At 64.0% G+C, this 20,729-nt stretch carries 18 protein-coding genes; 8 read left to right on the top strand and 10 right to left on the bottom strand.

Going from position 1 to position 20,729, the window contains the following annotated elements; translation table 11 throughout:
* The first annotated feature begins 11 nt into the window (after nt 1-11).
* A complete protein-coding gene (locus AAFG16_RS23000; protein WP_342740638.1) occupies nt 12-1,841 on the top strand; it encodes a D-alanyl-D-alanine carboxypeptidase in 1,830 nt (609 codons plus the stop codon).
* Between the two features lie 223 nt (nt 1,842-2,064).
* Here AAFG16_RS23000 and AAFG16_RS22995 read toward each other — a convergent pair whose 3' ends face one another.
* The 4 genes from AAFG16_RS22995 to AAFG16_RS22980 all read right to left on the bottom strand — a co-directional run bounded on the left by AAFG16_RS22995 (nt 2,065) and on the right by AAFG16_RS22980 (nt 5,944).
* On the bottom strand, nt 2,065-2,790 hold the full coding sequence (locus AAFG16_RS22995; RefSeq protein ID WP_283086416.1) for a DnaJ domain-containing protein: 726 nt from the start codon (nt 2,788-2,790) through the stop codon (nt 2,065-2,067).
* Nucleotides 2,791-2,942: 152 nt separating this feature from the next.
* A complete protein-coding gene (locus AAFG16_RS22990; RefSeq protein ID WP_342740637.1) occupies nt 2,943-3,692 on the bottom strand; it encodes a VWA domain-containing protein in 750 nt (249 codons plus the stop codon).
* Nucleotides 3,693-3,815: 123 nt separating this feature from the next.
* Nucleotides 3,816-4,676, bottom strand: a complete 861-nt coding sequence (locus tag AAFG16_RS22985; RefSeq protein WP_283086414.1) for an alpha/beta fold hydrolase — start codon at nt 4,674-4,676, stop codon at nt 3,816-3,818.
* 344 nt (nt 4,677-5,020) lie between these two features.
* Complete coding sequence (locus AAFG16_RS22980; RefSeq protein WP_027559698.1) at nt 5,021-5,944, bottom strand: division plane positioning ATPase MipZ; 924 nt, start codon at nt 5,942-5,944, stop codon at nt 5,021-5,023.
* A gap of 289 nt (nt 5,945-6,233) precedes the next feature.
* Here AAFG16_RS22980 and panC point away from each other — a divergent pair, with 289 nt between their 5' ends.
* Both panC and AAFG16_RS22970 read left to right on the top strand, forming a co-directional pair.
* Entirely contained in the window at nt 6,234-7,085 is an 852-nt protein-coding gene (gene panC, locus AAFG16_RS22975) for a pantoate--beta-alanine ligase (RefSeq protein WP_342740636.1), read from the top strand.
* Between the two features lie 107 nt (nt 7,086-7,192).
* Nucleotides 7,193-7,897 carry a hypothetical protein gene (locus AAFG16_RS22970; protein WP_342740955.1) on the top strand — a complete coding sequence of 235 codons (705 nt, stop codon included), beginning with the start codon at nt 7,193-7,195 and terminating at the stop codon, nt 7,895-7,897.
* Nucleotides 7,898-7,906: 9 nt separating this feature from the next.
* On the opposite strand, the gene AAFG16_RS22965 is transcribed toward AAFG16_RS22970, so the two are convergent.
* From AAFG16_RS22965 to AAFG16_RS22945, 5 genes are all read right to left on the bottom strand, one after another.
* Nucleotides 7,907-8,347: a DUF1489 domain-containing protein gene (locus tag AAFG16_RS22965; protein WP_342740635.1), complete on the bottom strand. Its 441-nt coding sequence runs from the start codon at nt 8,345-8,347 to the stop codon at nt 7,907-7,909.
* A 42-nt stretch (nt 8,348-8,389) separates the two neighbouring features.
* Nucleotides 8,390-9,388 carry a hypothetical protein gene (locus AAFG16_RS22960; protein ID WP_342740634.1) on the bottom strand — a complete coding sequence of 333 codons (999 nt, stop codon included), beginning with the start codon at nt 9,386-9,388 and terminating at the stop codon, nt 8,390-8,392.
* Nucleotides 9,389-9,540: 152 nt separating this feature from the next.
* Entirely contained in the window at nt 9,541-9,732 is a 192-nt protein-coding gene (locus tag AAFG16_RS22955) for a hypothetical protein (protein WP_027559703.1), read from the bottom strand.
* 203 nt (nt 9,733-9,935) lie between these two features.
* Complete coding sequence (locus AAFG16_RS22950) at nt 9,936-10,304, bottom strand: YidB family protein (protein ID WP_167381161.1); 369 nt, start codon at nt 10,302-10,304, stop codon at nt 9,936-9,938.
* Between the two features lie 137 nt (nt 10,305-10,441).
* Nucleotides 10,442-11,104 (bottom strand): glutathione S-transferase family protein, encoded by a 663-nt coding sequence (locus AAFG16_RS22945; RefSeq protein WP_342740632.1) that lies wholly within the window; start codon nt 11,102-11,104, stop codon nt 10,442-10,444.
* 124 nt (nt 11,105-11,228) lie between these two features.
* Here AAFG16_RS22945 and AAFG16_RS22940 point away from each other — a divergent pair, with 124 nt between their 5' ends.
* From AAFG16_RS22940 to AAFG16_RS22920, 5 genes are all read left to right on the top strand, one after another.
* Nucleotides 11,229-11,945 carry a DUF599 domain-containing protein gene (locus AAFG16_RS22940; protein WP_342740631.1) on the top strand — a complete coding sequence of 239 codons (717 nt, stop codon included), beginning with the start codon at nt 11,229-11,231 and terminating at the stop codon, nt 11,943-11,945.
* A 709-nt stretch (nt 11,946-12,654) separates the two neighbouring features.
* Nucleotides 12,655-14,046, top strand: a complete 1,392-nt coding sequence (locus tag AAFG16_RS22935) for a tyrosine-type recombinase/integrase (protein WP_342740630.1) — start codon at nt 12,655-12,657, stop codon at nt 14,044-14,046.
* Between the two features lie 154 nt (nt 14,047-14,200).
* The gene (locus tag AAFG16_RS22930; protein WP_342735506.1) at nt 14,201-15,553 is read left to right on the top strand and encodes an IS1182 family transposase; all 1,353 of its coding nucleotides are present in this window, start codon (nt 14,201-14,203) and stop codon (nt 15,551-15,553) included.
* Nucleotides 15,554-15,941: 388 nt separating this feature from the next.
* Nucleotides 15,942-17,417, top strand: a complete 1,476-nt coding sequence (locus AAFG16_RS22925; RefSeq protein WP_342740954.1) for an ATPase domain-containing protein — start codon at nt 15,942-15,944, stop codon at nt 17,415-17,417.
* Entirely contained in the window at nt 17,414-19,990 is a 2,577-nt protein-coding gene (locus tag AAFG16_RS22920; protein ID WP_342740629.1) for an ATP-binding protein, read from the top strand. Before AAFG16_RS22925 ends, AAFG16_RS22920 begins: the two co-directional genes overlap by 4 nt.
* A gap of 107 nt (nt 19,991-20,097) precedes the next feature.
* Here AAFG16_RS22920 and AAFG16_RS22915 read toward each other — a convergent pair whose 3' ends face one another.
* The gene (locus AAFG16_RS22915) at nt 20,098-20,394 is read right to left on the bottom strand and encodes a hypothetical protein (RefSeq protein WP_342740628.1); all 297 of its coding nucleotides are present in this window, start codon (nt 20,392-20,394) and stop codon (nt 20,098-20,100) included.
* Nucleotides 20,395-20,729: the final 335 nt, after the last annotated feature.

The raw sequence follows: 20,729 nt of genomic DNA, 5'->3' as shown, positions 1-20,729 counted from the left end.
GACGGGGTTCCATGCTTCGTAAAAGCTTGTCTTCCTCGCGCTTGGCGCGGGTCGGCGTTTTCGGGCTTCTTACAGTCACCACCGCAGTCATCTTCACCACCGACGCGGCCGAGGCGCGGCGCCACCGCCGCCATTACGCGCACCACCGGGTGCAGCGCGATGTGTCCGAGAGCTCCAGCCCGAAATTCGCGTCGATCATCATCGACGGCAATTCCGGCGCTGTGCTTCAGTCGAACAACCCGGACGGAATCCGCCACCCCGCCTCGCTGACCAAGATCATGACGCTCTATCTGCTGTTCGAGCGTCTGGAGTCCGGCAAGATGAAGCTCGACACCGAGATGCCGGTGTCGCAGCACGCCGCCGATCAGGATCCGACCAAGCTGAACCTGCGCGCCGGCCAGACCATTCGCGTCGAGGACGCGATCAAGGGTCTCGTCACCCGCTCCGCCAACGACGCCGCCGTAGTCATCGCCGAAGCGATCGCCGGCGACGAGGACGACTTCGCCCAGATGATGACGCGCAAGGCGCGCTCGCTCGGCATGTCCAGGACGGTCTACCGCAACGCCAACGGCCTTCCCAACGACGAGCAGGTCACCACCGCACGCGACCAGGCAACGCTCGGCCGTGCCATCCAGGAGCGCTTCCCGCGCTACTATCGCTATTTCGCGACCTCGACGTTCAACTGGCGCGGCCAGTCGATCCGCAACCACAATCACCTGCTCGGCAGCGTCGAGGGCGTGGACGGCATCAAGACCGGCTACACCCGCGCCTCCGGCTTCAACCTCGTGAGCTCGATGCGCCGCGGTAACCGCCACCTGATCGGCGTGGTGCTCGGCGGCCGCAGCGGCGGCTCGCGCGACGCGATCATGCGCAACCTGCTCGCGGAGAATCTCGAGAAGGGCGCGACCACCCATACCGTCGCCGCGGTCACCGAGCGCAACGGCGCAGACGCGAGCAACGATGTTGCCGATGCCTCGGACACCCCGGCCCGCGCCGCTCCGCAGGCTCAGGCCGCCCCCTCTCCGGAAGCCGCCCCATCGCGTCTCGCCTCGCGCCTGTCGACGCTTGCCGCTGCGACCGCGGCGATGCCGCCGGCGCAGGCCAAGCCTGAAGTCCGGCCGACTGAATCCAAGATCGAGCCCGCGCCGCTCACCAATGGCGTGATCTCGAGCCAGCCGCTCTCGATCATTCCCGGCTCGTCCGAGCCGATGAAGCCGGTCCGGGTCAAGACCGTCCAGGTCAAGGCCGGCGCCGTGAAGGTCGCCTCCGCCGCCCCGGCTCCGGTGGCTCCGCAGGTCACGAGCACGATTGCCGCCCGCCCCGACGTTGCGGAAACCTCCGGCGCCGTCGTCGCCCGGGCCGACCTGGTCAACAAGCCCGAGCCCCAGAGCCAACCGGAAGCGCCGAAGGCCGAGGTCGTCCGCACCGAGCTGCCGCGTCAGCCGGCGGGCTTCGGCACCGGCAACGGCATCCTCGGCGTGCTGCCGGCCGCAACCACCGCCGCTCCTGCCCCGGCGGCTCCGAAGCTTGCGTCCGCCGATCCGGCGCCGCAGCCGATCCAGATGAGCGCCACCACCAAGCCGGTCGTCACCCACAGCGGCTGGATCGTCCAGGTCGGCGCGCTCGAGAGCGAGACCGAAGCCCAGCATCGCATCGACGCGGCGCGGAACTCGGCCCGCGGCCTGCTCAGCAAGGCCGATCCGTTCACCGAGCCTGTGGTCGCCAAGGACAATCGCAAACTCTACCGCGCCCGCTTCGCCGGGCTCGAGCGCGACCAGGCCGAGGCCGTCTGCCGCGCCCTCAAGCGCGCCGAGATCTCCTGCATCACCGTCCGCAACTGATCCACCGGACCTTTCCAAAGCAAATGCCCGCGCCCTGCGCGGGCATTTTTCGTTTGCAATGCGGTGACGCCAAAGGCTGATCCACGACAACCTCTCGTCAAGAATTTACGGTTAAAACTTTACACAAGGGACCGACCACGCCGACAATGGCGGGCATCAGGGCGACGGCAAATGGAGTAAGCGGAGTTCACGCGGTACGGGCGTTTGTGGCGTGGTGCCGGAGTTAGCCGTTATGCGTACGAAGCAGAGTATCCTTGGCCTCGTTTACACGGGCGGCGAGATACGTCGAGCCCCCCTGGTCGGGATGGAGTTTCTTCATCAGGGACTTGTGCGCCCGGCTGATGTCGTCGCGCCCCGCCCCCGGCTGCAGGCCAAGGATCTGATAGGCTTCCTCCGCCGTCATTTTGCCGCCCGGCGCCGCGCCGCGCTGCCGCCCTGCCGCATCGCCTTGCGCGTTCTGACGCCAAGCGGGAAACCGGCGGTCCAGATAGCTTTCAAGTAAAGCCACGCTCTCGGCGTCGAACGCCGGGACCATCGCCAGCAGGCCAGCGAGATCAAACTCGTCGAGATCACGCCCGGCATTGGGCCCGGCGACGATCCGGCCCGCGAGCTGGCCGGAATCGTGGTCGAGCTGCATGTCCAGGAACTGCGAGCGCACGCGTGAGGCCTGACCGGTCGGGCGCGTCGCCCCGCCACCGAACAGCCCGCCGATATTGCCGAAGCCGGCGTTTGCCAGCGGCGTCCAGCCGAGCAGCCCAGCGCCCATGAGCCCGAGCGGGATCGCCACCGCCAACTCGCCCCGCAGACCCGTGAAGGCCGCAACCGCCAGCGCCACGACGCCGCCGCCGAACTTGATGGTGCGCGCCAGCACCGCCGGATTGGCGGAGCGGAACATCTGGAGCAGCAGATAGAGCGTGATAACGGCGACAGCGCCGGCGATCAGAGTCATGGCCGGAATATAGTCGCCCTGTTGTCAAAAAGCATGGCGTCCTTCGTCCACGTCCACGATCGGCTGGTGACACGAGACGTTCGTTTGCCAATAAGCGCCCTGTCCGAACATTTCGGCACGCCCAGCGGTAACGAAGGCCGCGCCGGCCTAGCCTACTTCAACTGGCCGATCAGCCTGGCCGCGCCGCTCTCGCCCTTCGCCAGTTTCAACAGCGCCTCGCGGCCGCCGACGGCGTAGGCCGCGGCGGCGCGCAGCAGCTCGCGCAGTTGCGCCGCCGCGCCGGGATCGAACCGGCACCAGGCGCCGCCGGTCAGCCGCGCGATCTCGCGAAACGCCCGCTCGGCCACGGTGTCATGGCCTTCCTGAAACAGGAACACCGGGACCTTGAGCATGCCGAGCTCGCCGGCCTTGGCGCAGAGCTCGTCGACCTTTTCCTCCATGGCATCGCCGACGAAGACGACGGCGCGCACGCCGGAGGCAACCGCTTCGCGCCGAGCCTCGCTCAGCACCTTGCCGATCTGGGTGTCGCCGCCGCGGCAATCGATCTTGCTCATCAGCGTCGCGAGCTTGCTGCTGTCGGAGATCCAGCCCGTGGCGCGGCATTCGTTGAAACCGCGATAATAGACCAGCCGGATGTCGAGACTGCCGAGCGCTGCGGCTTCGCGGAACATGTCAGCCTGGAGCGCGCAGGCCATGTCCCAGGTCGGCTGCCGGCTCATCGTCGCATCCAGCGCGAAGATCAGTCGCCCCTTCGCACCGGGCGCATGTGGTGACAGCGCGCGCGCCTTGGCGACGAAGGCGGTGATGTCCTCCGAGGTCGATGTCCCCGCCTTCGACGGCGCACCGTCCGCTTGCGCCGAGACGGCATCGCCACCACGCGGTTTGATCGGTTCGCCCGACATCTCTGCTTTTCGCCTTGCGTGAGCAGCTAATGTGGTCAGCAACGACGGCCCGGTCAATGCGCAAAGCCCCCGCGGGCTGGCGCCGACGGGGGCTTCGAAGATCGGATCGACTGAAACGAAAGGTCAGCCCTTCGCAGGCGCCATCAGAGCGACCGGACCGGGCTCGAGGATCTTGGGCGGGGACGATTGCGTGTCGACCGGCGCCACCTCGCTGTCAGTCGAGCTCAGGAATTTATCGAGCATGCTCTGGATCGAGTTCTTGGCGGCATCCGGACCGGTATCGCGCATGTCGTTATGCTGGAATTCGGTCTTCACGACCTGGATGCCGGCCTTCTCGCATTCCTCATCCGTCGGGATCACACCCGCGTCGGTCTTGAACTGCGGGTCCTGCGAACGGAACGACAGGATCTTGAACTTGCCGGCGGTGACGAAGGGCACGCGCAGATTGTCGAGCGTGACGACCTTCTTGACCTCATCCGGATACTGCTTGGCGAAGTACATCGTGATGTCGCCGCCCATGGAGTGGCCGACCATCGTCACCTTGTCGTAGTCGGCGTTGGGCTGAACCTTCTTCAGTTCCTGCATGGCGAGGTGGATGTTGGCAACGCCGCGCAGGATCTGCGGCAGACGGCCGACATAGAGCTCGCCGGGCTTGGTCACCATCGGAGGATCGGTCGGCAGGTCGTGCTGCGGGCTCACGACCATGTAGCCACGCGCAGCGAAAATGTTGGCGAGGAAACCGTACTCGGTGTTCTTGACGGTGTTGCCGTGATTGATCACGGCGACCGGCAGCGTGATCATGCCGGCATTGGCCTGCATTTCCTTGTCACGGCGGATCGCGATGTCGACGGGCACCGGACGGTTGTCGCGCGAAGCGTCGTAGAAAGTGATGGTCTCATGCTTGATCGCCCACTTGCTCGCCGTGAAATAGGCGATGCCGCAGAGGGCACTGACCGAAACCAGAACGGCAATTCCACGCTTCATTTTCGTCCTCAGCCTCAGGCTCTTACGGCCTGAATCCCTGTTGAAAATCGTGTTCTTCCGGGGCTCTCTGGCCCCTTGTCGCCTATTCCCTAATATATGTCACAGCCACGTGACAGGAAGCGTAAATATTGTGAGCTGACAGCCCTTTCATTGTGCGCCGCACACGATTCTTGGGCAACCCGTACTGCTACGGCTACGTCAGCGTGCAGGTCACTATCGGACGCAACCGGTCTCGATCGGGTTCAATTTCGCAGTTAACGTGGGTGAAACGATCGAATGCCCGCTCAGTTCCAGCGGGAACCGATCGCACGAACCGCTAGGGAAGTAGTGATATACCGCCCCTGTCAGGCGCCGAGGATGTCGTGGACCTCGAGCGGCTTGTCGACTTGGCTGAACCACTCGGCCCGGTTGGCGGCGCGACGGCGGCCGCGCTCGTCGAGCGGCAGCTTGAGCTGACGGAGCAGGCTGGTCACCTCCTCCCGCGCGGTGAGATGGCCGAGATTGGGCCGCATGCCGAGCGTGGCCTCGTCGATCTCGTCCAGCGCGGTCAGCCCGCGCGGGAAGAATTCGCGATAGACGACGCGTTCGGCGAAGCCGTCGACATAGCGGAAGCCGAGTCGCAGCGACAGATCCTTCAAGCCGTCGGCGACGAGCTGCTTGTTGCGGGAGCCGAGCATCGACAGGCGGTTGCGGACGACGATCCAGTCGGTGGTCGCGCCGTCGAGTTGGCGGCGCTTGCGCCTGACATCGCGCACCATCTCGGCGTAATGGCTCTCGCCCGTGACCGCGTAGTTGGCGGGATCGACGGTGCCGAGCACGTCGAAGTCGAGGAAGCTGTCGTTGATCGGCGTCACCAGGGTGTCGGCCATCGAGTGCGCAAGCCGCATCAGATAGCTGTCGGTGCCGGGCGTATCGATGACGATGAAGTCGAAGCTGCGCTCGACCGCCGAGACCGCCTCCATGAACTGCTGGAACTCGGAGTTCTCGTTGTCGGCGATCTGCATGGTCTCGCCGAGCTTGATGCAGCGATGCACCGGCAGCTCGAGGCCGAGCCCGGTACGGCGGGCCCAGGCGGAGCGGTTGCTGATGTAGCGAGTAAAGCTTTGCTGCCGGCAATCGAGGTCGATGGTGGCGACGCGCTGGCCGGCCTTCAGGAGCGCAACGGCGATGTGCAAGGCGGTGGTCGACTTGCCGGAGCCGCCCTTTTCATTGCCGAGCACGACCACATGCGCCGAGCCGGATTGGCCTTGGCTAGCTTGCACAAGCATTGCGATCCTCAACACCCCTAACGAATATCTTCGAGTTGACCGCGTCTGCGGTCAAGTGAAATGCGTGACAGTTAATGCAAATTGCAACGCGCCGTGCTTCATCATGTATAGCAGTACGACTGCGCGCCTGTGATCCAGCCCACACACGCGCAACATCGCGCGCAGCTCGACGCGAATTGCTGTGCCGCATCCGGATGCATGGCGTCGACGACCGCCGCTTGTTAAGGTTAGGCCGTCGGGCCGCGCCCGCGCCGATTCCCATCCCTGTCGAGTCCCAATTCGAGTCCCGATGTCACGAAGCCCCTTGATCGCCCGCACGGTCCCCACCCTGCGACGCGCCGTCGACAACCTACGCAAGCGAAAGGCCACGATCGCGCTGGTCCCGACCATGGGGGCACTCCATGACGGGCATGTGTCGCTGGTGCGCCTCGCCAAGCGGCGCGCCAGCCGCGTCGTGGTGTCGATCTTCGTCAACCCGACCCAGTTCGCGCCGACTGAGGATTTCGGCGCCTATCCGCGCACCTGGAAGGCCGACATCGCCAAGCTCGCGGCCGAGGACGTCGACATCGTCTGGCATCCCGGCGTCGAGGCCATGTATCCGGACGGCTTTGCCACCCGCATCGTACCGGAGGGACCGGCGGTGGCCGGCCTCGAAGACCGCTTCCGGCCGCACTTCTTCGGTGGCGTAGCCACCGTCGTCGGCAAGCTGTTCACGCAGTGCCGGCCAGACGTTGCGATTTTCGGCGAGAAGGACTTTCAGCAATTGCGGGTAGTGACGCAGATGGCGCGGGATCTCGACCTCGGCATCAAGGTGATCGGCTCCCGCACGGTGCGCGAGCGCGACGGGCTCGCGATGTCCTCGCGCAACGTCTACCTCTCGGCGGAGGAGCGGCAGATCGCGACCACGCTCTACCGCGCCATGAAGGACAGCGCCGGCCGCATCCGCGCCGGCGAAGCCCTCGGAAGCGCGATGACGCGGGGCGCCGAGACGATCGAGGCGGCCGGTTTCGCGCTCGACTATTTCGAGGCCCGCCACGCCGAGACGCTGGCACCGGTCATCTCGCGCGCGGACGGCCCGTTGCGGATCCTGGTGGCGGCCAAGCTCGGCACGACACGGCTGATCGACAATATCGCGGTGTAACCGGCGGGATCGACTTGCACGCGCCCTCGCCCGGATGGATGATTGGCGTGAGGGAACGAGCCGAGCGGCAAGGCATGTCGTCCATCCGCATGATGATCGTGAGCGGCATGTTGACGCGCGTCGCCGCGACCGCCGCACCGGCGCAGCAGCGGCCGCCGATCGGCCTGTATGGTTCGCCGACCGATGCCATGATCTTCTATGGCCCTGCTGGCGCCTGCGGACCAGGCTGCTCCGACTGGATCGCCGCCGAGGGCACCGTGCAATGGGACAGCTACAAGCGGCTGATCGCGATCCTCGATCGCCGGGCGGGAGGCAAGCTGCCGATCATCATCCATAGCTGGGGCGGGTCCAATCTCAACGTTGCCGTCAGCATGGGCCGCATCCTGCGCGACCACGGCCTCGACGCCACCGCAGGCGCGACCGAGGTCGAGGCCTGTGTCGGCAAGTCCGAGGGCGATTGCTTTGCGCTGAAGCGTCCGGGCGGCCCGCTCGACGCCAAGGTGTCGGTACCGGATCCGGCCTGTGATCTCGCCTGCATCCTCATGCTCGCCGGCGGCGTGCATCGCAGCCTGCCAGAAGGCGCCAAGGTGGTGCTGACGGGCCGCTCGATCCGCAACCGCCGCGCGCCCAATGTCGCGCCCGAGCAGCGCGAGAGCCTGACCGTGATCTTTGGCGAGCAATACCGCAAATACCTGCTCGAGATGGGCCTCGAGCCCGCACTGGTCGACATCGTCGACGGCGTCGGCGAAGGCGGACGTCCGATCGTGGTGCCCGCGGACTGGGCGCGGCTGCATATCGTCACGCCGCAGTGAGCAGCGGCCTCACAGCAGCCCGAGATCGCGCAGCTCGCGCCGCATCGGCTCCGGCATGGCCGCGATCGAGCCGGCGGCGGATTTGCCGAGATCGGGCGGCACGGAATCGTCGGTGAGATAGCGCCAGCCCTGGAACGGCCGCATCGGCCGCGGCGACACCGGGATCACCTTCGGCTGCATCACGATCCGGCAGCGGCCGATCCCGTCCTTGTCGCGGAACGGCTCGATGCCGATGATCTTTTCGCGCGCGGCGATCTCGCCCTTGATCACCCAATAGAGCGATCCGCCCGCCAGGATCTCGGCGTCGCGCTTGGGGACCATGCGCGTGATGTGGATGTGATGTTGCGGCAGACCCTTCTTCTTGGCGGTCTGCATCCGTTCGGCGACCCACTCCTTCAATTCCTTGACGGAGTCGCAGCCGACGGCGAGCTTGATCAGATGGAGAGGCATGCCCCAGCATTAGCCGGGCGGCCACGCATTGGGAATGCCGATCTACTCGTTATCCGCAGCCGGAGGCGCCGGCGTCGCGGCCGGCGGCGGCGCAAGCGGAACCGGAGCGGCGGCTGGCGCGCGCTTGGCGGCCGGCTGCTTCTTTGCGGCCGCGGCCGGTGCCGCAGGCGCAGCGGCTTGCGCCGAGGCCGCCGCGGGTGCGCGGGGGGCTGGCGCGGCGTTTGCGGCAGGCGCGGCCTGGCGCGTCGATGCCGTCGCCGGCTCGGGAGTCATGATGCTGACCGGCGGCGTCGACGAGGCGCTCGGGAACTCCGCATTGGTGGGCTTGCCCGTCGGCAGCGACGGCGGCAGACCGGCGAGCGCAGCATTGGCCGGCAGCGCCCCCGGCCCCGCGGGTGCGTTCCAGGTCGGCGCGTAGCGTGCGACCAGCTGATCGTAGAGATGGGAATCCATGTTGGCTGCGACCTGCTGCTGATTGGTCAGCGAGCGGAATGCGGGGCAATCGAACTGCGTGCAGCCGTCGCGCGCGGCCAGCACCTGGGCGACCAGGCCATAGCGATCGTGCTCCAGCGTCTTGCGCAGCAGCTTCATGTCCGGTGTCAGGCTCTTCTCGGCAGTTGCGGCATCGCCGAGTGCGGTCAGCCGGTCGATCCGGCTTGCGGTATAGACGACGGCGGCGGCGGCCGCGTCGGGCGCGCCGAACAGCGCCTTCTCGCAGCCGGCGGCCACGGTCTCGCCGGCGAGCTCGTCGAGGCAGGACAGCGCCGGCAGGCTCGCGACGACCGTGGCTTGCGTGCGACCTTCAGCAATCGGCGTTTCGTGTCCGAGCGGCCCATAGAGGCGCACGGTGGCGGCGACCGCGATGGCGATGGCGAGCAGCGACATGACGGTCAGTGCGCCGTTGGCGATCGTTCTCTCGGCGCGCAGCAGCGTGATCAGCAGAATCAATCCGAATAAACCGGCAGCGGCCAGCGTCATCCACATCGGGAAGGCCGACAAGCGCCAGATTTGGTCGAGCGAAGTGGCCCCTGCCAAGTCCATGCGCGACGTCCCCTCACGCGAGCTGAGAGCGAATGATCAAGCGAGCACCGCGAGTCGGCAACCGGCCCCGGCTCACCTTGCGAAGGTGAAGCGGGCCTTTTGACGGCGGCAGGATACAAATTCCTTGAGGCGCGACAAGGCGCCGGTGGCCTTCAGGACAGCGCGAGCTGGCTTTCCTTGGCGACGCGTTCGAAGGCTTCGGTCGAGCTCTTGATGCGGTACTGGCAGTCGTCGCCTTCCGTCGGCAGCAGCCGGATGATCTCGTACGAGCCGCTCGCAGCCGGGCGCGCGACGTTGCTGGCCGTGAAAAGTACGCGCGCTCCCACGGGGAATTTATGCTTCAACGCCCATCTCCATCACTCAAACAGCGCCGGCCGTGCCCAGGGTCCCACTGCGACGGACCGGCTAAACCCGGGCCGCTGTATAGCACGCGGCCGGCGGCTTTGGCCAGTGGTATACCGGCATGCCAAACACACCGATCTGTCAGCGTTTTCAGGAAGATGGCCGGGGAACCGGGCGGCCGATGATGCCGCCGGAAAGGCCCGCTTCAGGCGGTATGGGGCAAATGGCCGTCGGGGCTTGCGTGATCCACCGCCTTGGGCAGTTCCTGGGCCAGGATCTCGCCCAGCTGATCGACGGGAATGTTGTAGCGCGCGGCCAGCTGGCGGACGGTGTCGTTGCCAAGCACGGCCCGGAGCTGATCGGCCGAGATCGGCAGGTTCTGGCCGTTGCCGAGCCAGGATTTGACCTGCTCGCCGAAGCCGGACTGCTGGAGCTTTGCGACGATCGCACTGAGGCCGCCCTGATTGTTGCTGCCGAGCACCTCGTTCAGCACGGCCGGGAGCACGGCGGCGCCGAGCTGGCCGAGCGCGCTACGCAAGGCGGGGTTGTTTTCCAGCGAGTCCAGGATTCCCATGACGATGCCCTCTCCTTGCATTCCCTGACGATTGAGCGCCGCCCTCGCACGGGGCGTCAAGCGGCGCGCAATCACATTCATGAGTTAAGCGAGCATGATCTCATCGGAAAACCGGTCCCCAGTTTTCCGGATCATGCTCACACAGTCTCAAACTTCTCGATGACAAGCGTTTCGGCGATGCCGTCGCGGGTCCATTCCTGAAACGCCGGCATTGTGATCATCGCGTCCATATAGGCCTTGGTCTCCGGTGTGACCTCGATGGCGTAGGTGCGGAAGCGGTGCACGACCGGGGCATACATCGCATCCGCCGCGCCGAAGCGGCCAAACAGGTACGGTCCGTTGGCACCATAGCGGGTCCGGCACTCGCGCCAGATCTCCTCGATGCGCGCGACGTTGGCCTTGGCGTCCGCCGACAGCGCCACAGGACGGATCGGCCGGTGCAGGTTCATGCCGCATTCGCTACGCAGCGGCACGAAGCCGGAATGCATCTCGGCGCAGACCGAACGGGCATGGGCGCGGGCCGCGACGTCGTCGGGCCATAACTTCTTCTCCGGATAGCGCTCGGCGATGTATTCGATGATGGCGAGCGAATCCCACACCGTGATGTCTCCGTCGACAAGCACCGGCACCTTGCCGGCGCGGCTGAAGGAAAGAATCCGCTCCTTGTCCGCGGGATTGTCGGTGTAGAGCGGGATCACGGTCTCCACGAACGGAATATCGTTGGCGCGCAGTGCGAGCCAGGGCCGCATCGACCATGACGAGTAGTTCTTGTTGCCGATCGCGAGCTTGAGTGCTGCCATGTGCTGGTCCTTCCGTAAGTCCGTCTGAAGCGAGCTGCTTTTAACGCCATCGCCTGCCGCCAATCAATCGTTGCTGCGCCCGGCCATGCATGGCAATCGTTGCGATCCTCGCGAGGAGAACGACATGAGCAGGCACTGGGTCGACATCACCGCCGTCGGCTTCTTCATCATCGAATGGCTGGTCTATGCGCTGACGCTGGAGCATTCGGCCTATGGCCGCGACAGCCTGTCGGCGCGGATGAACCGCTATCGCGAGGTCTGGGTGCGCCGGCTGCTCGACCGCGAGACGCGCATGGTCGACATGCAGATCATGGCTTCGCTCCAGAACGGCACCGCCTTCTTCGCGTCCACCAGTCTGTTCGCGCTCGGCGGCGCGCTGGCGCTGCTGCACGCCACCAACGACGCCATCACCATTTTGGGCAAGCTGCCGGTCGATCTCAGCACCTCGCCCGCCATGTGGGAATTGAAATGCGTCGGCCTCGTGCTGATCTGCGTCTACGCCTTCTTCAAGTTCGCCTGGGCCTACCGTCTGTTCAACTACGTCGCCATCCTGTTCGGGGGCATGCCGCCGGCCTCGCAGCGCGACACGCCCGAAGCCGAGGCCCATGTCATCCGCACCTCGCGCGTATTCGAATCCGCCGGCCGCCATTTCAACCGCGGCCAGCGCGCCTTCTTCTTTGCGCTCGGCTATCTCGGCTGGTTCGTCAGCCCCTGGGTGCTGTTCGTCAGCACCGCGGCGGTGGTGGTCGTGACCTGGCGGCGGCAATTCGCGTCCAGCGCTTGGGCTGCGATGGCGCCGGAGGTGGTGGCGGGTGACGAGGGGTTGAAGCGCGGTCGTTGATGATCTCTCCTGGACACGCTGGACGTGCGAGCGACGCGGCGCAGCGCCGTAGGGTGGGCAAAGGCGCAAAGCGCCGTGCCCACGTTTCCGCAATGAAACGCAAAATGCGTGGGCATGCTTCGCTTTGCCCACCCTACGATCTCCGAGTGTTTGGTAGGCAGTTCAGATCGCAGACACACCTTCTCGTCCTCGCGGCTCATTTCGCCCGAGCTTTGCCTGGTCACTTCACCCTCTAAGCCAAGAGGGCGCAGGGAAGGCCGGGTGCCAGCTCGCACCCGCGGTCCGCTGCGCGAAAGGTAGCGCAAGGAGACCGCACAGCAGCATACAGGTGAAGCCCAACACACGGCCTTCCCTGCGCGATGGTCGGACGGCTTATGCCGTGCTCTCCCGGGAGCCGAGTTCGTTCTGGCCTCCCTCGCCCCAGCGAAAGTCGCCGGCAGCGCGCCGGTTGACGCGACTGCCGCATCCGCAAGGGCTTGACCGTAGCAACGACGGCCAGGACCACACGTCTATATTTTGGCATTCGGTGAAACACGCCGAAACTAACAAAACCCTTCAAAACAAGGGATTTTTGATTACCCTGATGCGGGCTGTTTCAGCGGGCTTCACCAAAACAAGGGCCCGGCCCTAAGCCTTTCAGCGTCCGCACGACAAACTGAAAGTCCCAAAGCCGAGCCCTTTGGTCCCAAGCCTTAGGAGCCGAAACCACATGGATACTACCATCGCCCCCTCCCCCGCCGGCAAGCGGGCCCGTAATAGCGGCGTCATTCTGACCGACCGCCTGTGCGAGAAGCGTGTTGCGAAGCGACTGAAACTCTACGACCGCAAATGCCCTGGTCTCTATGTCAGCATCACCTCGGCGGGGGTGGCAACCTTCTCCTTCAAGTTCACCGACAGGCAGACCGGTAAGCAGCGTACCGGCTGGCTCGGCGCCTACAACCCGGAGACCTTCACGGTCGAGGACGCCCGCAGCAAGGTCTACGGCCTCAAGGCTATGGGAGGCGAGGCCCTCGCCGAGACCCTCCGTGACCAGAAGACCGCGAAGGTAAAGCGCGGCAAGACCGTCTCCGAGATCGTCGATGAGCGCATCAAGTGGATGAAGACGCCGGTCAAAAAGCCCGACGGCGAGATGAGGCCTCGGCTGGAGAGCTGGGAGAACACCGCGAGCCACCTCGACCGCTTTATCCGTCCCCGCCTCGGCAAGAAGCTGGCCATGGATGTCACCAAGCATGACATCGCCACGCTCTCGAACGACATCGTTGCGGGCAAGTTCGGCAAGCCCTCGGTCAGCAACGCGCGCCATATGCGCAAGGCGGCCTCGGGCCTGTTCAACTGGGCAGCGGAGGCCGGGCGCGACTACGTGACGGCCAGCCCCTGCGTCAACTTGCCGAAGCTGGATCCCGAGCATCCCCGCACCCGCGTCCTCTCCGAGGACGAGATCAGGAGGTTTTGGTACGGCCTCGACCGAAAGGATCTGCCCTGGGATCGTCGCACCCGCCTCGCCCTTAAGTTCGAACTCGTCACCATGCTGCGTTCGCGTGAACTGCTCGGGGCGCGCCGCGACGAGCTGTTTGCCCTCGACGGCGAGCATCCGCGCTTCGACGTCCCCCTCAAGCGGGTCAAGAAGCGGCGGGTCATCCAGCAACCGTTGTCCGATCTGGCCGTCGAGATCATCAAGGAGGCGCTGGCCACGGATCATCAGCAGTTCGTATTCGAGAGCCCCATGTATAAGGGCCAACCGATCCACCGCAAGGCGATGGCCGACGCGCTGCGCGGCACCAAGAACGAGAAGAACAAGAACAAGGCCAAGACCGCCGGGCTTTGCGAGCTGCTCGGCCTCAAATCGTTCACGCCACACGACCTGCGCCGGACGGCGGCGACTTTGGCCGGCGACCTGGGCTTCGACGATGCATGGATCGCGAAGTGCCTCGATCATGCGGCCAGCAAAAAGGCCGAGCAGATCGTGCCGACTGTCACCGGCAAGGTCTACAATCACAGCAAGCGAATGAGGGAGAAGCGCGCGGTGCTCGATGGCATTGCGGCGGAGCTGCGGCGGATTATCGGTAAGTCCGCTGACGCTGGGCTCCCTCTCGTCGCCTGACCGATGACGGTAGCGATGTCCGCTTCACTGCCAGAGGCGGACATCACACCGATCTCTTGCACGTGCGCTGTGGGCCGATTGTGTTGAAAAAGGCCGCTGTTGCGACGCAGAGGGATCAGTGATTCAGTCTGTCTAATTGGCAGGACTGAAGATCATGATGGGGCATCGGCAAGTCGAACAGGCTGCGTTGTTCTATGAGTTTTCGCTCGATAGGCATATTCCCGCCGACCACTTGCTCCGGTCGATCGATAGATTTGTCGACCTTGAACAGGTCAGGCAGGACCTGGCACCTTTCTACAGCAGTATCGGTCGACCTTCGATCGATCCCGAGCTGATGATCCGGATGCTGCTGATCGGTTACTGCTTCGGCATTCGATCGGAGCGGCGCTTATGCGATGAGGTTCACCTCAATTTGGCCTATCGGTGGTTCTGTCGGCTCGGTCTGGATGGCGCGGTGCCGGATCACTCGACATTCTCTAAGAACAGGCATGGCCGCTTCCGGCAGAGCGACCTCTTCCGTCGCGTATTCGAGAGCGTGTTGGGCCGCTGCATCGAGGAGCGACTGGTCGGCGGAGAAGGATTTGCCGTTGACGCGAGCCTGATCAAGGCCGATGCCAATCGGCAGAAGGGGATCGAAGGCGACAAGGGGCTTCCACCGGAGGCTGCCGGCCGAGCGATCGATGAGTATCTGGCTGTCCTCGATGATGCCGCTTTCGGAGCGGCGACTGAGGTCACGCCGAAGTTCGTGTCACCCTCCGATCCAGCGGCGCGCTGGACCGGGGCGCACGGTGGCCAAGCCTTCTTCGCCTACTCAACGAACTACCTGATCGACGTCGAGAACGCGATCATCGTCGATGTCGAGGCGACGACGGCAATCCGGCAGGCGGAGGTGTTGGCCGCCAAACGCATGATTGAGCGCTCGCTCGAACGGTTCGATCTCTATCCGAACCGGCTCCTCGGTGACAGCGGCTACGGCTCGGCCGAGATGCTTGCCTGGCTGGTCTATGAGCACGGCATCGAGCCGCACGTTACAGTCTTCGACAAGTCCGCCCGCACAGACGGGATCTTCTCGCGCGATGACTTCACCTATGACCATGCCGGGGACCTCTACCGTTGTCCCAGCGGTAAAGTTCTTACCACGACCGGAACGCTGGTGAATGATGGCGCCACCATGCTTTACCTCGCCAGCAAGTATGATTGTGATCGCTGCGCATTGAAGTCCCGGTGTTGCCCTAAGCAGCCTTCACGGAGGGTGCCGCGCTCGATCTACGAGGGCGCTCGCGACATGGCGCGCCAGATCGCAAGATCATTGGAGGGCCGCACTTCGCGTCGGCTCCGCAAGAAGATCGAGATGCTGTTCGCGCACCTCAAGCGCATTCTCAAGCTCGATCGCCTGCGACTAAGAGGCCCGAACGGCGCGCGTGACGAGTTCACCCTCGCAGCCACCGCTCAGAACCTTCGCAAGATGGCCAAGCTGATCCCGATGCAAATCCCCAGGCCCGCTTAGCGGGGGGACCAACCGCTAAGCCGCTTCGGAGCTGGCGCCAATACATCGGACTACTGCAGACTTTTTCAACGAAATCGGCCACAAGCGGAAGTTCGGACGGTTAACCGGACGCATCCGACCTCTGTGGAAGGGAAACAAGGTCAGCGAAGCAGTCGTTCGAGAGTGACAGCGGTCGGAGGTGCCAATAGGGCCTTAAAGACCGAACTGCGCCTCAGGCTCCGACGCCCTCTTCAGGTTGCGGAACCAGAAGGACTTAGGTTGAGTTATCGGCTGGAACAGGGGGCGGGAAAGAGCCAATCTTACATCCGAGTGCCAAGATTATAACTGGCGATAAGCGCATGATATTGCTTCGGAAAATTATCGGTTGGGCACCGAAGGTCGAGCAGTGATGGGTCAGGCAGGGACCGGTATTGAAGGGCTAAATCACGTACTTGGGGGAGGATTCGAGCGAGGGCGCGTCTTCCTTCTTGAAGGCGCTCCCGGCACCGGCAAGACGACGCTCGCGACGCAATTCCTGATCGCGGGAGCTGAAGCCGGCGAGCGGTGCCTGTATATCACTCTCTCTGAAACTGAACAGGAATTGCGTGCGAGCGCTGCGTCCCACCAATGGGATCTAGCAGGGATCGAGATTTTCGAACTTATCCCACCGGAAAACCTGCTCGATGAGGATCAGCAGCAGAGCCTGCTCTATTCCTCCGACCTGGAACTCGGCGAAACGACGAAGCGCATCTTCGAGGCGTTCGAGAGGATCAAGCCGCACCGCGTAGTGCTCGACAGTCTCTCGGAGATCAGATTGCTTGCACAGAGCTCGCTGCGGTACCGCCGGCAAATTCTCAGTCTCAAACATTATTTCGCGACGGCAGGCGCGACCGTACTCCTGCTCGACGACCTCACCGCCGAGCTAAATGATAAGACGGTCCACTCGGTCGCACATGGCGTGATCCGTTTAGAAGAGATCGCGCCCGAATACGGTGGCGAGCGGCGAAGACTACGGATCATCAAGTACCGGGGGAGGCGGTACCGAGGCGGTTTCCATGACTTTACGATTGCACCCGGAGGCCTTCAGGTCTTCCCGCGACTTGTATCGGCCGAGCACAAAGCGAACTACTCGCGAGAGGTTCTCAAGACCGAATCCGGCGAGCTCGACTCGTTGCTCGGGGGTGGCGTCGAACGCGGCTCAAGCGTCCTCATTCTGGGCCCTGCTGGAACGGGCAAGTCAATTCTTGCGCTCACCTTCGTTCGAGGCGCCATACAGCGCGGTGAACGTGCAGCAATGTTCATTTTTGATGAGGAACTGGGCCTACTGTTCGAACGCGCGAAGGGCCTGAATATCGATCTACAGGCAATGGTTGACGGCGGGCAACTCGTCATCGAACAGGTGGATGCCGCTGAGTTGGCCCCCGGCGAGTTTTCTTCACGCGTGCGGCATTGCGTCGAGAAGCACGGCGCACAAACCGTGGTGATCGACAGCCTAAACGGCTACCAAGCGGCCATGCCGGGTGAACACGCGCTCGTGCTCCACATGCATGAGATCCTTCAATACTTGAACCGGCAAGGTGCCACGACTTTCCTGGTCGTCGCCCAGCACGGCCTTGTCGGTGACATGCAGACACCTGTGGACGTCACCTATCTCGCGGACACGGTGATTCTGTTGCGCTACTTCGAGGCGCTCGGGCGCGTTCGTCGCGCCATTTCGATCATCAAAAAACGCACTGGCCGGCATGAGGACACAATTCGAGAATTCCGCATTAGGGAAGTGGGCGTCACGTTGGGCGAGCCGCTCACCAACTTCCAGGGGGTCCTGCGCGGCGTGCCTATCCTCCTCGGCGACAGTTCGAAATTGCTCAACTCGGAGGAGAAGTGAACCGCAGCACGCTGTCGGAGCGAGCCCTCGTTCTCGCCCCACGAGGTCGCGACGCAACTCTTGCGTCGGTGATCCTGCGCGAGGCGGATCTCCTTGCTGACCCCTGTTCGTCGCTGTTGGACCTTATTCCAGAACTCAATGCTGGCGCGGCTTTCGTTGTCGTCACAGAGGAGGCGCTCGCCACGGCCGATCTCCGGACGCTTAGTACCTGGCTCGCCGAACAGGAAGACTGGTCGGACCTGCCGTTCGTGCTGCTCACGACCCGCGGTGGCGGACTGGAGCGCAATCCCGCCGCTCGGCGTTTCCTTGATGTGCTCGGCAACGTCACTTTTCTGGAGCGCCCTTTTCACCCAACCACTCTTGTGAGCCTTGCACGCTCCGCGCTGCGAAGCCGCCGCCGGCAATACGAAGCCCGGGCCAGGCTCCAGGCGCTACGAGCGAGCGAACAAGGACTGCGGCTCGTCATCGAAAGTGCTGCCGACTACGCCATCATCACCACCGACCCGGAGCGCCGTGTTACAAGCTGGTCGGTCGGGGCCGAGGCGATTTTCGGCTGGACAGCTGCCGAGATGAGAGGGCGCTCGGCCGACGTGATCTTCACGCCCGTGGACCGGGCGTCCGGGCAGCCAGCAGCCGAAGCTTCTGACGCGCGCGCGAAGGGCTTCGCGCCCGACGAGCGCTGGCATCAGCGTGCAGACGGATCTCAAGTATTTCTGAGGGGGTCGATGCGGCCCCTGCCGCGGGACGACCAAGGTCACGAGCGGGGCTTCATCAAGATCGCGCGCGACGAGACCGGCCGCCAATTTGCCGAGACGCGCCGAATGGCGCTTGTCGAACTGTCCGATCGGATCCGAGACATCGAGGACCCGGCCGAACTTTCTTACGCAGCAGCCGAAATTCTCGGGCGCACATTGCGGGTAAGCCGGGCAGGCTATGGCACTATCGATAAGGCGGCCGAGACGATAACCATCAAGCGGGACTGGAACGCCCCCGGCATCAAGAGCTTGGCCGGCGTGCTGCACTTTCGCGATTACGGTAGCTACATCGAGGATTTGAAGCGGGGCGAGACTGTAGTGTTCGCGGATGCCGAAAACGATCCTCGCACGGCCGCGACTGCCAACGCCCTGAAAACGATTAGCGCGCAATCTATCGTCAACATGCCAGTCACGGAACAAGGCGGCATCGTCGCATTGCTTTACCTCAACCACGCAAGCGCGCGGGAGTGGGCGCCCGCGGAACTCGATCTGATCCGGGAGGTCGCGGAGCGCACCCGTACCGCCGTGGAACGAAGACGTGCGGAGCGGGAAATCAGGGACCTTGCGGCGAGTCTGGAGCAGCGCGTCACAGAGCGTACGACAGAGTTGATGAGAGCCGAGGAGGCCCTGCGTCACGCGCAGAAGATGGAGGCGGTGGGCCAGCTGACCGGCGGCGTGGCGCACGACTTCAACAATTTGCTTACAATCATCAAGAGCTCAACGGACCTTCTCCGTCGGCCCGGGATAAGCGAGGAGCGCCGACGGCGCTACGTGGACGCCATCTCGGCCACTGTGGACCGCGCCTCCAAGCTCACGGGCCAACTTCTCGCGTTCGCACGGCGGCAGGCCCTTAAGCCCCACGTGTTCGACACGGCAGAACGCGTGCAAGCCATCATCGATATGCTGCGCACGATCGTGGGATCGCGCATCCGGATCGAGACCGAGGTCGCGGGTAAGAATTGCATCGTCGAGGCGGATTCGAGCCAGTTTGAAACGGCGCTGGTCAACATGGCCGTGAATGCCCGCGATGCCATGAATGGCGAAGGATCGCTACTTATCCAGATAGAAGAGCTCGCAGCCAGGCCGGTGGCCCATGAACAAACCGGCAAAGACGCCTGCGTCGCCATTTCGCTTACCGATACCGGCTCGGGCATCGCCGCGGAGAAGCTAACTCGTGTCTTCGAACCATTCTACACTACAAAAGAAGTTGGCAAGGGTACCGGTCTAGGCCTTAGCCAAGTCTATGGCTTTGCCAAACAATCGGGTGGCGACGTCACGGTCAAAAGCGAGGTAGGCCGCGGAACCACCTTTACACTCTACTTACCCCGAGCCGAACGTGACGGCACCTCTGACGATCAGGCCACACTTGCAGCGCCGTCGGACGGTCCACTTTTCCACGGCCGCGGGCGCCGCGTTCTCGTAGTGGAAGACAACGTAGATGTGGGACGATCCTCGACCCAGATACTTGAGGACCTCGGTTACGAGACCACCCTTGCCGCAAATGCGGACGAGGCGTTGAAGCTCCTAGACGAGGTAAACAGTTTCGACATCGTGTTTTCCGACGTGATTATGCCGGGAATGAATGGGGTAGACCTCGGGCGGGAGATCAGGCGGCGCCACCCTGGAGTTCCGGTCGTATTGACCTCAGGCTACAGTGAAGTTCTTGCCGAGGACGCTCGGCATGGCTTCGATCTTATACAGAAGCCGTACGCAGCCGAGGAGTTGTCGCGTGTGCTACGTCGCGTGTCAGCCGTCAAGAGCGACAAGGGAACGACTTCCGCTTTACCTTCGAAGCTGACGTCTGAGCACAATGCCTAAGCGGATCGGTTATTGGGAGAAAGGCTCGGATCGCTCATCCGCCAGAGCTTTCCCCGGACGACCGTCCGGGGTCACGGGATGCTTGAGACCTGCCCATTCAGAAGGGCTTACTTGGTGCGAACGGTCTTCGCCCCCGCGCCCTTCAACGCCTCGACGATCTTCTCCGGTTCGTCGCCGTGGAAATCTACCGAGACCTCGATTTCGCCTTTCAGCCTTTGCTGCCCTTCAGGCGCTGGCGCGGCCTTGGCGTCGGCGCCTGCCGACCGCGTCCCGGACGAATTCGCAGCGCCCGCAGGCTGAACGAAGACGTCCCCTCGTGCGACCCCGCATTCCTGGACGACGTGTTCCACGGCCAATTCGGCCTCACGCCGTGTAGCGAATTCTCCGATTATCGTGCTTTCCACGTTGTCCTCCGAGCAAGGATCGAGAGGCGGACAACCGGCCGGTAACGTCCGGAGTTCCTACAGTCAGTCCGGATGCCTTCCCGGGGGTTTCACCCTGGACACACTTGTGCAGAGCAGGAGAAACAGCGCACGCTCCGCCTTATACCTCGCGGCCGCGCGGCTGCACTCGGACCCGGACATCACGGCTTCGCCACCTGCCCCGCAGACGGCCCACTTCCACCGGCCGCGCCCGCGCTGCTTCAACACAATGTCGTAGTCGGGGTAGCGATCATCGTTATCCTTGAACTTCATGCCGCGAACCGCTCCGGCAAAGCATCTTGAAGCTTGTCGATAAG

Source organism: Bradyrhizobium sp. B117, from assembly GCF_038969555.1.
GTDB lineage: Bacteria > Pseudomonadota > Alphaproteobacteria > Rhizobiales > Xanthobacteraceae > Bradyrhizobium.
The sequence above is the reverse complement of the archived record's forward strand: the minus strand, read 5'-3'. Positions and strand labels throughout refer to the sequence as shown.